Origin of the sequence: Massilia aurea, from assembly GCF_024753205.1 — a bacterium.
GTDB lineage: Bacteria > Pseudomonadota > Gammaproteobacteria > Burkholderiales > Burkholderiaceae_D > Telluria > Telluria aurea.
Map to the genome: position 1 here is coordinate 669,238 of NZ_JANUGZ010000004.1, position 12,929 is coordinate 682,166.

Consider the following 12,929-nt stretch of genomic DNA (forward strand, 5'->3'; position numbering starts at 1 on the left):
TCGAATGTTACGACTGGCAAGTTTTTTGCTTTCGCAATTCGTTTATACTTCTGGAATGAGTGTAACTGATGACCAAATAATGCTGAAAAGTTTTGACGAAACCCTGGCGCAGCGCGTGCTGGAACTGGGTCGCCAGACGCTTGCCATCGAGGCCGACGCCATCGTGGCGCTGCACGCGCGCCTGGGCGACGACAGCAGCTTCGTCGACGCCGCGCAGCTGATCTACGCCGGCACCGGCCGCGTGGTCGTTTCGGGGATGGGCAAGTCGGGGCACATCGGCCGCAAGATCGCCGCCACGCTGTCGTCCACCGGTACGCCGGCGTTCTTCATGCACCCGGGCGAAGCCGCGCACGGCGATCTGGGCATGGTCACGGCGAATGACATCCTGATCGCGATTTCGAATTCCGGCGAATCGTCCGAACTGCTCGACATCCTGCCGGCCGTGAAGCGCCTGGGCGCGCGCGTGATCGCCATGACCGGCAAGCCGGCCTCGCGTCTGGCCAAGCTGGCCGACGTCCATCTGAATATCGCGGTGGCGAAAGAAGCCTGCACGCTCAACCTGGCGCCGACCACCAGCACCACTGTCACGCTGGCCATGGGCGACGCGCTGGCCGTGGCGCTGCTCGACGTGCGGGGTTTCCGCGAGCAGGATTTCGCACTGTCGCATCCGGGCGGCGCGCTGGGCCGGCGCCTGCTCACGCACGTGCGCGACGTGATGCGCACTGGCGACGCCATCCCGTCGGTGGGCCTGGATGTCCCGCTGGTCAAGGCGCTGCTCGAGATCAGCCAGAAGGGCATGGGCATGACCGCCGTGGTCGACGCTGATGGCCGTCCGCTGGGCGTGTTCACCGACGGCGACTTGCGCCGCGTGATCGAGCGCATGCACGATTTTTCGAACGTGCTGATTCGCGACGTCATGCACGCCAATCCGCGCAGCGTGCGCCCCGAGCAGCTGGCGGTCGACGCGGTCGCCGTGATGGAAGAATTCCGCATCAACCAGATGCTCGTGATCGATGAGGCGGGCCAGCTGGTCGGCGCGCTGCACATCCACGACCTGACCCGCGCAAAGGTGATTTGATGACTATTCCTGTATTGGCCCACATCGAGCGCGCCGCGCGCATCAAGGTCATGATCTTCGACGTCGACGGTGTGCTCACCGACGGCAGCCTGACTTATGGCCCCGATGGCGAAGTCACCAAGACCTTCAATGTGCTCGATGGCCTGGGCATTCAGATGCTGGGTAAATCCGGTGTGCAGACTGCGATCATCAGTGCGCGTCTGTCGCCGATCGTCGTCCGGCGCGCCGCCGACCTTGGCATCTCGCATGTCTACCAGGGCAACCACGACAAGCGCATCGGCTTTGCCAATCTGCTCGAAGCCACCGGCTTTACCGCCGACCAATGCGGCTACATCGGCGACGACGTGATCGACCTGCCGCTGTTCGCGCGCGTGGGCTTTGCCGTTGCGGTACCGTCCGGCCATCCGGACGTGCAGCACCGCGCGCATTACGTGACGAAGAACGGTGGCGGGCGTGGCGCGGTGCGCGAGATCTGCGACCTGGTCATGCGCGCGCAGGGCACCTATGACCAGGCGCTCGCGCCGTATTTCGCCTGAGCGTCATGGCTACTCTCGTCTCCAACAAGCGCACCTCGCATCGCTGGAATCTGCTGGCGATGATCGTGATCGGCGTGTTCTTCGCCTTTGGCAGCTTCTGGCTGCTGCAGCTGATGCAGGCGACCGACATCGACGCGCAGCTGGGCGGCCCGCCCGACGAGCCGGATTACATCGTCGAGAATTTCTCGTTCGTGCGGATGACGCCCAACGGCCAGCCAAGCTACGTGGTGTCGGGCAAGCGCCTGGCCCATATCCCGCTGGGCGATGTGTCGAACGTCGAGCAGCCGCTGATGCGCGGTGTCGAACCGGGCCGTCCGCCGATGACGGTGGTGGCCAAGAGCGCGCGCATCTTCCACGAAGAACACCGCGTCGAACTGTTCGGCGACGTCGATCTGCAGCGCCCGAAGACGCCCACCAGCGAAGCGCTGCGCGTGCGCACGCAGGCCATGACCGTATTGCCCGACGAAGAAATCGTCAAGACCGACCAGCCGATCGACATGGAGCTTGGCGCGTCCACTCTCAAGGCCACCGGCATGGTCGCCAACAATGCGACCATGCAGATGAAATTGTCCGGCCGCGGCCGTATCGTCTATCCGCCACGCCAGCGCTGAAGGCTGCAAGCCATGCGCGCGTGCTAACCCAGGAACAGCACCACAATGAAAAAACTATTTGCTGCCGCTTTCTTTTCACTCCTTTCCTTGACCGCCATGGCCGAAAAGGCCGACTCGCTCAAGCAGGCGGCTCTCGAGTTTGATAATTCCGATGCCGACGGGGTCGCCGGCATTCGCACGTTTACCGGCAACGTGATCGTGACCCGCGGCACGCTGCTGATCAAGGCCGAGCGCGCCGTTCTTCGGGAGACGCCCGAAGGCTACATGAGCGTGACGCTCACCGCGGCCAACGGCAAGCCAGCCACGTTCCGCCAGAAGCGCGACGGCGGCCCGAACCTGTGGGTTGAGGGCCAGGCCGAACGCATCGAATACGATGAGCGTTCGGAGCTGGTGCGCCTGTACTCGAACGCCGTCGTCAAGGAACTCGAAAACGACCGGATGACCAACCAGATGACCGGTCCGTTCATCTCGTACGACAACCGCAAGGAAGTCGTCGCCGTGCGCAATGACGTCAGCGGCGAGAGCAAGGTTGGCGGCGGACGCGGCACGCTGATCCTGGCGCCCAAGCGTGCGCCGGCCGGAGGCACGCAATGACGGAACTGAACGATCGCAGCACGCTGGTCGTCAAGGGCCTGCAGAAAAGCTATGGCAAGCGCCTGGTCGTGCGCGACGTGTCGCTCGATGTCGAATGCGGCGAAGTGGTGGGTTTGCTGGGCCCGAACGGCGCCGGCAAGACCACGTCGTTCTACATGATCGTCGGCCTGGTGCCGTCGGACGCCGGCTCGATCAGCATCAACGGCACCGACATCACCAGCCTGCCGATCCACCGCCGCGCGGTGCTCGGCCTGTCGTACCTGCCGCAGGAAGCCTCGGTGTTTCGCAAGCTGACCGTGGAAGAAAACATCCGCGCCGTGCTCGAACTGCAGAAGGTCAACGGCAAGTCGCTCACCAAAACCGAGATCAGCGACCGCCTCGATACTTTGCTGGCCGACCTGCAGATCGAGAAGCTGCGCGAGAACCCGGCGCTGTCGCTGTCGGGCGGTGAGCGGCGCCGCGTGGAGATCGCGCGCGCACTGGCGACCAACCCGCGCTTCGTGCTGCTCGACGAACCGTTCGCCGGCGTCGATCCGATCGCCGTGATCGAGATCCAGCGCATCGTACGCTTCCTCAAGGAGCGCAAGATCGGCGTCCTGATCACCGACCACAATGTCCGCGAGACGCTTGGTATCTGCGACCGCGCCTACATCATCAACCAGGGGGCGGTGCTCGCATCCGGCCGTCCCGACGATATCATCGCCGACGAGTCGGTGCGCCGCGTGTACCTTGGTGAACATTTCCGCATGTAAGCCATACTCAATTGATGAAACAGTCCCTTCAGCTCCGCACTTCGCAGCACCTGGCGCTCACGCCACAGCTGCAGCAATCGATCCGGTTGCTGCAGCTGTCGACGCTCGAACTGCATCAGGAGATCGAGCAGATACTGGGCGATAACCCGCTGCTCGAAAGGCTCGACGATCCGCTCGATCATTCGGTGCGCTTGCTGGCCGATGGGGCCATCAACAATGCGCCGGCATCCGGCGAGGCGCCACCCGCGCCGGGCCAGCAGGCCGAAGGTGAGGGCAGCGCGCCGGCCGAGGGCGAGGGCGCCGAAGGCGGCGCGGTCGATGGCGACCGGCCCGACAATGAGTGGAGCGAAGGCAGCGGTGCGTCGTCCGGCAGTGGCAGCAGCAGCGACGACGAAGACGGCCGCCCGCAGCTGGAGGCGTGCGCCATCACGCTGCGCGAACACCTGATGGAACAGGTGCGCGAAACGCTGCTGTCGACCCGCGACCGCGCGCTGGCCGAACTGGTGATCGACGCGCTCGACGACAACGGCTACCTGGAAGAACCGCTCGACGACATCCATGCGCGTCTGCCCGAAGAACTCGAGGTCGACCTCGACGAGCTGCGCTGCGCGCTGGCGATGGTGCAGAGCATGGACCCGGTGGGCGTGGGCGCGCGCAGTGCGGCCGAATGCCTGGCGCTGCAGATCCGGCGCATGCCGGGCGTGCCGATGGTCACGCGGCGCATGGCCCTGAAGATCGTCGAAGGGTACCTGACCTGGTTCGCGCAGCGCGAATACAGCAAGCTGAAAAAAGCGCTCGATTGCGACGACGAAGACCTGCGCGAAGTGCAGGCCGTGGTCCGCCAGTGCAACCCGCACCCGGGCGCCGCGTTCGCGTCGAACGTGTCGGATTACGTGGTGCCGGACGTGATCGTGCGGCGCGCCAAGAACGGCTGGGCGGTCACGCTGAACCAGGACGTGATGCCGCGCCTGCGCGTGAACAGCCTGTACGCCACCATGCTCAAGCAGGGCCGCACCGAGAGCCAGATGGGCGCGCAGATGCAAGAGGCGAAGTGGCTCATCAAGAACATGCGCCAGCGTTTCGACACGATCCTGCGTGTGGCCGAGGCCATTGTCGAGCGCCAGCGCAACTTTTTCAGCCATGGCGCGGTTGCCATGCGGCCCCTTGTTTTGCGTGAGATAGCTGATACACTAGGTCTGCACGAGAGCACGATCTCTCGTGTCACAACCCAGAAATACATGCTGACCCCGCACGGCATGTTCGAGTTGAAGTATTTCTTCGGTAGCCACGTTGCCACCGAAGCGGGAGGCGAAGCATCCTCAACGGCAATCCGTGCGCTCATCGCACAATTGACAGGAGCAGAAGACCCTAAGAATCCATTATCCGATAGCAAGATCGCGGAAATGCTCGGGGAACAAGGCATGGTCATTGCGCGCAGGACGGTCGCAAAATACCGTGAAGCGCTCAAGATCCCCCCCGTCAGTCTCCGCAAAGCCTTGTAACAACGCCGCTCATACAGTCTGTGCCTTCAGCTCCTGTATGGTGCAAGCGACGTGACATCTTCAAAGGAGTGTGTATGAACCTCACCATCAGTGGTCACCATCTCGAAGTAACCCCTGCCATCCGTGAATACGTTCAGAATAAGCTGGAACGCATTATTCGCCATTTCGATCAAGTCATAGATACCCACGTCTTCCTGGCCGTCGATAACCTCACTGAAAAAGAAAAAAGGCAAAAAGCTGAAATCAATGTCCAAGTGTCGGGCAAGACCCTGCACGTGGCGAGCGTCGCGCAAGACCTGTATGCCGCGATCGACATGTTGATGGATAAACTGGATCGACAAATTCTGAAGCACAAGCAGATGCTCAAAGACCATAACCGCACAGCGATCAAACGCCTGGACGTCGACGAAGCAGACGTCGCTGCCGCCTGATCGAGCGCAGGTCACCACCGCCAGGGGCGTCTTTTCGGGACGCCCTTTTTGCATCCCGCTGCCGGTAAAATATGTGTTTCCTTTCGATGGATCACGCCATGTCCGAACACGTCCTGACCCGCATCGCCAACCGCACCGGCATCATCACCCTCGACCGTCCCAAGGCGCTCAATTCGCTGTCGCTGGACATGGTGCGCGCGCTGACCGCGATCCTGCTCGGCTGGCAGCTTGACGCCGCCGTCGATGCGGTCGTGATCACCAGCAGCAGCGAAAAAGCACTGTGCGCGGGCGGCGATATCCGCTTCTTCCACGACGTCGGCAACGCCTCGCCACAAGGCGGCAGCGCACTGCTCGAGGATTTCTTCACCGAAGAATACGCGCTGAACCACCTGATCCATTTTTATCCGAAGCCGTACATTGCGCTGATGGACGGCGTGGTCATGGGCGGCGGCATGGGCATCGCGCAGGGTGGGCCCGATTGCGGCCTGCGCATCGTCACCGAGCGCACCAAGATGGCAATGCCCGAGGTGAATATCGGCCTGTTCCCCGATGTCGGCGGCAGCCATTTCCTGTCGCACGCACCGGGCCAATTGGGGATGTTTTTGGGCTTGACCGGCTTGACGATCGGCGCGGCCGACGCACTGTACGTGGGCCTGGCCGATGTGTTCGTGGCAGGCAGCGACCTGGCGGCATTGCACGCGCTGATCGAAGCGACGCCGGGCGCGGATCTGCCGGCGGCGATCCGCGCGTTCTCCAGCCAGCATGCCGGCGAGAGCGAATTGCAGGCCAACCGCGCGCGCATCGATGCGCACTTCGGCGCGGACTCGGTGGCGGCAATCATGGCGTCGCTCGAGGGTGACGACACGCCATTCGCGCAGAAGGCATTGCGCGCGATGCGTCAGCGCTCGCCGTTGATGATGTGCGTGACGCGCGAGCTGCTGCTGCGCGGCGCGTCGCTCGACGTCGCCGACTGCCTGCGCCTGGAACGCTCGCTCGTGCGCCGCAACTTCGAGCATGGTGAAGTACTCGAAGGCGTGCGCGCGCTCGTCATCGACAAGGACAATGCGCCGCAATGGAATCCGCCGTCGCTCGAGCTCGTGACCGATGCGATGGTCGCGCACTTCTTTGCGCCGGTGTGGCCGGTGCATGCGCATCCGCTGCGGCATCTCGCGTAAGCGTCTCCATGCATATCCGTTTACGCGTGACTTTTCGCGCAGGCGGTGCAAACATCGTGGCTTCATGAACCGATGAGGACCCCCGATGCGCATAACCGCCTTGCTGTTGTCGATGACCTTGTGCGGCAGCGCCGCCGCCCAGTCCTGGCAGCCTGACTTCAATGCGAGTGCATTCAAGGGACCGGTCTCCGGGCCTGCCAACGAGGTGCTGGTGCTGGGCTCGCCCCATCTGTCACAATTGCCGAACACCTTCCAGGCCGCCAGTCTGACGCTGCTGAACGAGCGCCTGGCCGCATGGAAGCCGCAGGCGATTGCGATCGAGGCGGTATCCGGGCCGCAGTGCGACTTCATGCGAAGCTACCCGGCGCGCTACAAGGACTCGATCGGCGCCTACTGCCGGGATCCCGCGCCGGCGCGGCTGGCCACGGGACTGGATGTCGCGACGGCGACCGAGGCCGCCGAGGCCTTGCTGGCAGCCTGGCCCGCTGCGCCTACACCCGCACAGCGCCGGCGCCTGGCGGCGCTGTTCCTCGCTGGTGGCGAGCAGGCATCGGCGCTGGTCCAGTGGCTGCGCCTGCCCGAGGGCGAGCGCCGTGCCGGCGACGGCCTGGACGCTGCACTGGTCGGCGTGCTCGTGAAGCTGGAAACCAGACGCGACGAAAGCCTGATGATCGGTGCGCGCCTGGCCGCCCGGCTCGGGCACGAGCGCCTGTATGCGATGGACGACCATACCGCCGACAGCGCGTCTGAAGACCAGAAGGCGTTTGGCGATGCGCTGATGACGGCGTGGGACAACCCAGCCACGAAGCAGCGCACGGCGGTGGACAAGGCGCAGGAGAGCTTGCTGGCGGGTGCCGAAGGCGTGCTGGCGATGTACCGCGCTGACAATGCGCCTGGCCAGGCGGCCCTAATTTACCGTAGCGACTTCGGCGCGGCCATCAACGAGCCGTCAGCGCAGCGCTTCGGCCGCCAGTACGTCGGTTACTGGGAAACGCGCAACCTGCGCATGGCGGCCAATATCCGGGACGTGCTGGGGATGCGGCCCGGCCAGCGCATGCTGGTCATCGTCGGCGCGTCGCACAAGGGATATCTTGAGTCATATCTGCACCAGATGCATGATGTGCGGATCGTGGATGCGGCACGGGTGCTGAAATAATGTGACGGTCGCAGTTCGTTAAAAGCAGAACCAATCAATGAAATTAGCCAGCTTATTCCTGATGGACCGTTGACCTACGTGTACTACACCAGTGGGAAGGTAGTCGATACGATCTGACACGACTGCGGCATTCGCATCAGCGATGCTGGTGTCACTGGCATTTCTTCTATTACGTGCGGTTGATTGACACGCCACCATCCACCAAAAGCGTCGAGCCAGTGCTGAAGCTGGAGGCATCCGAAGCGAGATAGAGTGCCGAGCGGGCGATTTCCTCCGGCCGTGCAATGCGTTTGAGGGCGTGCAAGCTTTTTACAAAAGCCAGCGCCTCAGGCGTATTGGCGGTCGCTCGGCCCATCGGCGTATCGGTTCCCCCTGGGAGTAAAGCATTGGCGCGAATACCGTGCATGCCATACTCCACGGCGATAACCTGCATCAGACCGATCAGTCCTGCTTTACTGGCAGCGTATGCCCCCATTCCTGGAAAACCCACAGTGCTTCCGACAAATGTCGACGTGAAAATGATCGAACCACCGCCTCGTTTTATCATTGCGGGCAGTTGGTACTTCGCACCAAGAAAAGAGCCCGTCAAATTTGTATCGAGTGTAGCTTGCCAGGCATCAGCCGGTATATCGGCCACTGGGGCGGGATCCCCTGTCGTACCAGCGTTGTTGAAAGCAATGTCGAGTCCGCCAAAGCGGCTTTCTGCCATTTCAACCAATGAGCGCGCAAGGTTCTCGTCCCTGATGTCCCCGGCAATGGCAACTGCCTCACCGCCAATCCGCTCGATGTCCGCGACCAGTTTGACAAGTTCGCTGTGGCGGCGAGCGGTGACGACCAGCTTCGCACCTTCGTTTGCGAATAGCTTGGCCGTTTCGTATCCAATGCCTGAACTTGCGCCAGTGACGATTGCTACTTTCCCTGATAACTGCAGCATCGTGAATCCTTTGAAAGTATGGAGGAGACTCACAGCCTAACCAGCTAACGGATGACGATCTATTCGTTTATTGCTTTCAAATCGAAGGCCATGAATACTGGTTCATGGACTAGATAAACCGCATAGGACTACAACGCGAGACTTACCTTGCCAGGGTTTGCAAGCGATTGAGCAGTGCGCTGCGGCTAAGTGCAGAGCATGTAAATAATGCGAACCTGCAAGCGACTAAGCTTCCAAACCGCCATTAGTAGTTTCTCGGCGCATAAATGTCCAATCGATCAGGCATTCAATTGATGGGCCGAGCGCCAGGCCCATTTCGCTAAGTGCATATTCGACCTTAGGTGGCACCTGCGGATAAATCTTCCGTATGACAATCTCGTCCTTTTCCAACTCTTTCAGTTGCTGGATGAGCATCTTTTGATTGACGCCCTCCACGCGGCGCTCGAGTTCCGAAAAGCGAAGCGGCTGTTTTGCTGCAAAGAGCTGGAAGATGATGACGATCTTCCATTTGCCCTCAAGCACACGTAGCGCTTCGCCTGTTGCAGCCGCCCAGACCAGCTGCTGCTTTGAGTCCTCACATTTCCAATCACGAATCGACATGCACTTACCTTTTGGTGTGTATCCCACTTTTTGGTGGGTTCTTGTTGTTACAGAAGTTAGTCCATATTATGACACCACAGTAATCGTCAATGGGAGGGAATATGAAAATCGGTATTTTGGGAACAGGAAACATTGGTAAGACGCTTGTTGTGCGCTTGAGCCAGGCCGGGCATGAGGTGAAGGTCGCAAATTCGCGTGGCCCTGAAACGATTGATAAAGGACTTCTATCTTCAGGTGCGCTCGCTGTGACTACCGAGAACGCCCTGACGGATGTGGAGGTCGTCATTCTGTCCATTCCACTCAATCGCATCCGGGATATTGCATCGCTGGTAGCCGGCCTTCCCGCTGAGACTGTCGTCATCGACACCTCCAACTATTATCCTTTCCGCGATGAAAAGATCGACGCCATCGAGCAGGGACAAGCCGAGAGCATGTGGGTAGCCGAGCAGCTTGGTCGCCCAATCGTCAAAGCATGGAATGCAATTGGCTCAGCGTCTCTGGCCAGGAAGTCAAAGCCGGTCGGGGCATCTGATCGGATCGCTATTCCGGTGGCCGCGGATCGAGATCACGATCGCAAGGTAGCCATGTCGCTGGTCAATGATACCGGCCTTGATGCTTTCGATGCTGGCTCGCTCGCGGACTCGTGGCGCCAACAGCCAGGCGCGCCCGTGTATTGCACGGATCTTTCCTACTCTGAGATCGGCGCGGCTCTGGATGCTGCACAGCGAGACAGGCTGCCCAAACGTCGAGATCTCGGCGTTGCCGTAATGCAGGAGCGCCTTGGGGACAGCACAACGAATCCTGACGAAGAATGGGGTGTTCGGTTGGTCCGCGCCATCAATATGTAAGCGTGCAATACGCGTCGCGCCAGGCGCAGACATTCATCCAATAAACGAGTGGGTTGGCCAGAACCCGCTTACCGAAAGGCCTCTCATGCATCGTCGGCAATTCATTTTCTCGGGTAGCGCTATCGCTGGCGTTTCCATGTTTTCTGCAACAGCGAGTGCTGCTGAGGTCTTGCGCAGTGCGCCACTTCAACCAGCTACCGCAATTGCGAACGGCATTCGACCGTTCAAGATTGCGGTTCCACGTGCGCGACTGATCGATCTTCAAGCGCGCCTGGCAAAGACCCGGTGGCCGGATAAAGAAACCGTTGAAGACACCACGCAAGGACCACCACTTGCCAATATTCGCAGCTTGGTCGAACGTTGGCAGAACGGTTATGACTGGCGTTCTTGCGAAAAGCTTCTTAACAGTTCAGGGCAATATGTCATCGAGATCGATGGCATCGACATTCATTTTCTACATATCCGCTCAAAAGAGCGGAATGCCCTGCCATTGCTTCTAACTCATGGCTGGCCGGGCTCAGTGCTGGAGTTCCGGCACGTCATTGGCCCATTGACTGATCCTGTTGCGCACGGTGGCAAGGAAGCGGATGCGTTTGACCTGATCATACCGTCACTGCCAGGTCATGGTTTTTCGGGCAAGCCTACAACGACTGGGTGGAATAACGAGCGCATCGCCAAAGCCTGGATCGTCCTCATGGAGCGACTGGGGTACAAGCGGTGGGTTGCGCAAGGCGGCGATCGGGGCGCGCAAATTACAACCAGGCTCGGTTACATGCAACCGGAAGGGTTGATCGGCATCCACCTGAACCTGGTTGATTTCACGCCCACCGACACTGAACGCTCGAGCGCAACGCCAGAAGAGCAAAAGATTCTCGCTGATATGCAAGAGTATCTGGACAATTTGTCAGGATACTTCGCGATACAAAGCAAACATCCGCAATCGATTGCCTACAGTGTCGCCGATTCTCCAGCCGGGCAAGCGGCGTGGATTTACCAAATGCTGGCGGACGTCTCCGACAGCGGCGGCGAACCTGAACGGGTATTCAAACTCGACGACATGATTGACAACATCATGCTCTACTGGCTGCCGAACGCCGGGCCGAGCTCAGCCCGTTTGTATTGGGAGACGGCGAAGGAGAAACCTCGTCAGGTGACGATCGAGGAGCCGATGCCATTGCCCACAGGCGTCAGCATGTTCCCGGGGGAGAAAGCACGCATCTCAAAGCGGTGGGCGGAACCACGCTTTGCGAAGCTCGTTCATTTCAACGAGCTGCCGAAAGGCGGCCATTTCGCCGCCTGGGAACAACCTGCCGCGTTCGTCGACGAATTGCGCGCCACGTTCAGCAAGGTGCGGTAATGAGCATGACGAGCAACCTTCCCGTGCCGACTCAACTGCTGATCGGTATGCAACTCGGAAACGGCTACGGGTCTCAACCCGGTGCATGGCGTGTGCCGGGTGTTGATCCAAAGAGCTATACCAGCCTCGAGGCAAAGATCAGGCATGCCCAGGCTGCGGAACGCGGCAAGCTCCATTTCCTGTTTCTGCCGGATGGCCCCAGTCACATTGGAGACATCGAGCACGAACCCCCGTATTACAGCCTGGACGTCATGCTGATGCTGGCAGTGCTCGCTCGCGAGACAAGCCATATCGGTCTTGTCGCCACTGGTTCGACAACGTTCAATGAACCTTACAATCTGGCGCGTCAGTTCAAGGCGCTTGACGTCATGAGCCATGGGCGCGCCGGCTGGAACGCTGTGACATCGAGTAGCGAAGATGTCGCGGTAAATTATGGCAAGCGTCTCCCATCGAGCGCAGATCGTTATGGCAGGGCGCACGAAGCCATTCAGCTGGTTCAAGCGCTTTGGGGAAGCTGGGGCAAGGACGCATGGGTTCACGATCAGGCGAGCGGACAGTTCGCCAGGGCGGACGATATCGAACCGGTTGCCGCAGGCGGCAAATATGTCGCTTCGCGCGGCCCGTTATATATCCCGCCATCTGAACAGGGACAGCCAGTCATTTTCCATGCGGGCGGCAGCCCGAACGGTCACGATCTTGCCGGCCGCTATGCCAACGCGCTTATTGGCGCCGTGTTTACGATCGATGATGCACGTGCCCAGCGTATGGCGTTGAGAAACGCGGCAGAACGCGCAGGTCGCGATCCGAATGAGGTGAAGTTCTTTGCTGGCTTGATGACGTCGATCACCGATACCAAGCGGACTGCACTGGATCGACGGATCACCATGATGGGCACGTCTTTGCCACAGCGGCTGGCGTACCTCCAACAGATGCTTGGCATCAGACTTGACCTCTCGCAGCTCGATACTCCTTTGTCACGCGAGCAGCTCGCCAATGCTCGGCCATCAACCAGAGATCCGCGGTCCTCGAACGCGCTGAAAGTAGCGCGCGAAGGATGGAGCCTCAAGGACGTTCTTGCTCATGGCGTTATTGACTATCACCCGGTGATCGCTGGTCCGGCTATTGAAGCTGCGGATCACATGCAGGAGTGGCTCGAAGCGGGCGCTGTAGACGGCTTCTGGATATCTCCGGACATCGATGATGGCATCGACGCTTTCGTTGACGGGGTGATTCCAATCCTGCAGGCCCGCGGAATTTTTCATTCTGATTATGGTGGTTCGACCTTACGCGAACACCTTGGCGCGCCGGCGCAATACGGGCTCGACCGGCGTCTCCACGACTGAACAATATCAATT

14 protein-coding genes are annotated in these 12,929 nt (G+C 60.5%); 12 read left to right on the plus strand and 2 right to left on the minus strand.

Annotated elements, in window-relative coordinates; all coding sequences use genetic code 11:
• Positions 1-55 precede the first annotated feature (55 nt).
• From NX775_RS18050 to NX775_RS18090, 9 genes are all read left to right on the plus strand, one after another.
• The gene (locus NX775_RS18050) at positions 56-1,078 is read left to right on the plus strand and encodes a KpsF/GutQ family sugar-phosphate isomerase (protein ID WP_307732298.1); all 1,023 of its coding nucleotides are present in this window, start codon (positions 56-58) and stop codon (positions 1,076-1,078) included.
• A complete protein-coding gene (locus NX775_RS18055; protein ID WP_258837213.1) occupies positions 1,078-1,614 on the plus strand; it encodes a KdsC family phosphatase in 537 nt (178 codons plus the stop codon). Before NX775_RS18050 ends, NX775_RS18055 begins: the two co-directional genes overlap by 1 nt.
• 5 nt (positions 1,615-1,619) lie before the next feature.
• Positions 1,620-2,225: an LPS export ABC transporter periplasmic protein LptC gene (gene lptC, locus NX775_RS18060; protein ID WP_258837214.1), complete on the plus strand. Its 606-nt coding sequence runs from the start codon at positions 1,620-1,622 to the stop codon at positions 2,223-2,225.
• A gap of 45 nt (positions 2,226-2,270) precedes the next feature.
• Positions 2,271-2,819 (plus strand): lipopolysaccharide transport periplasmic protein LptA, encoded by a 549-nt coding sequence (gene lptA / locus NX775_RS18065; protein WP_258837215.1) that lies wholly within the window; start codon positions 2,271-2,273, stop codon positions 2,817-2,819.
• Positions 2,816-3,571: an LPS export ABC transporter ATP-binding protein gene (lptB, locus tag NX775_RS18070; RefSeq protein ID WP_183554134.1), complete on the plus strand. Its 756-nt coding sequence runs from the start codon at positions 2,816-2,818 to the stop codon at positions 3,569-3,571. The genes lptA and lptB overlap by 4 nt, the downstream gene beginning before the upstream one ends.
• A gap of 14 nt (positions 3,572-3,585) precedes the next feature.
• On the plus strand, positions 3,586-5,073 hold the full coding sequence (locus tag NX775_RS18075; protein ID WP_258837216.1) for an RNA polymerase factor sigma-54: 1,488 nt from the start codon (positions 3,586-3,588) through the stop codon (positions 5,071-5,073).
• Between the two features lie 74 nt (positions 5,074-5,147).
• Positions 5,148-5,504, plus strand: coding sequence for a ribosome hibernation-promoting factor, HPF/YfiA family (gene hpf / locus NX775_RS18080; RefSeq protein WP_183554132.1), 357 nt, complete (start codon positions 5,148-5,150; stop codon positions 5,502-5,504).
• 98 nt (positions 5,505-5,602) lie between these two features.
• Complete coding sequence (locus tag NX775_RS18085; protein ID WP_258837217.1) at positions 5,603-6,679, plus strand: enoyl-CoA hydratase/isomerase family protein; 1,077 nt, start codon at positions 5,603-5,605, stop codon at positions 6,677-6,679.
• Between the two features lie 85 nt (positions 6,680-6,764).
• Positions 6,765-7,835: a DUF5694 domain-containing protein gene (locus NX775_RS18090; RefSeq protein WP_258837218.1), complete on the plus strand. Its 1,071-nt coding sequence runs from the start codon at positions 6,765-6,767 to the stop codon at positions 7,833-7,835.
• A 169-nt stretch (positions 7,836-8,004) separates the two neighbouring features.
• On the opposite strand, the gene NX775_RS18095 is transcribed toward NX775_RS18090, so the two are convergent.
• Both NX775_RS18095 and NX775_RS18100 read right to left on the minus strand, forming a co-directional pair.
• On the minus strand, positions 8,005-8,769 hold the full coding sequence (locus NX775_RS18095; RefSeq protein WP_258837219.1) for an SDR family oxidoreductase: 765 nt from the start codon (positions 8,767-8,769) through the stop codon (positions 8,005-8,007).
• 225 nt (positions 8,770-8,994) lie between these two features.
• Positions 8,995-9,369, minus strand: a complete 375-nt coding sequence (locus tag NX775_RS18100; protein ID WP_258837220.1) for a winged helix-turn-helix transcriptional regulator — start codon at positions 9,367-9,369, stop codon at positions 8,995-8,997.
• 101 nt (positions 9,370-9,470) lie between these two features.
• Here NX775_RS18100 and NX775_RS18105 point away from each other — a divergent pair, with 101 nt between their 5' ends.
• The 3 genes from NX775_RS18105 (at position 9,471) to NX775_RS18115 (ending at position 12,917) form a co-directional block, all read left to right on the plus strand.
• Positions 9,471-10,217 (plus strand): NADPH-dependent F420 reductase, encoded by a 747-nt coding sequence (locus NX775_RS18105; protein WP_258837221.1) that lies wholly within the window; start codon positions 9,471-9,473, stop codon positions 10,215-10,217.
• 136 nt (positions 10,218-10,353) lie between these two features.
• Positions 10,354-11,574, plus strand: coding sequence for an epoxide hydrolase family protein (locus tag NX775_RS18110; RefSeq protein ID WP_258837222.1), 1,221 nt, complete (start codon positions 10,354-10,356; stop codon positions 11,572-11,574).
• Complete coding sequence (locus NX775_RS18115) at positions 11,574-12,917, plus strand: NtaA/DmoA family FMN-dependent monooxygenase (RefSeq protein ID WP_258837223.1); 1,344 nt, start codon at positions 11,574-11,576, stop codon at positions 12,915-12,917. The genes NX775_RS18110 and NX775_RS18115 overlap by 1 nt, the downstream gene beginning before the upstream one ends.
• Positions 12,918-12,929 lie beyond the last annotated feature (12 nt).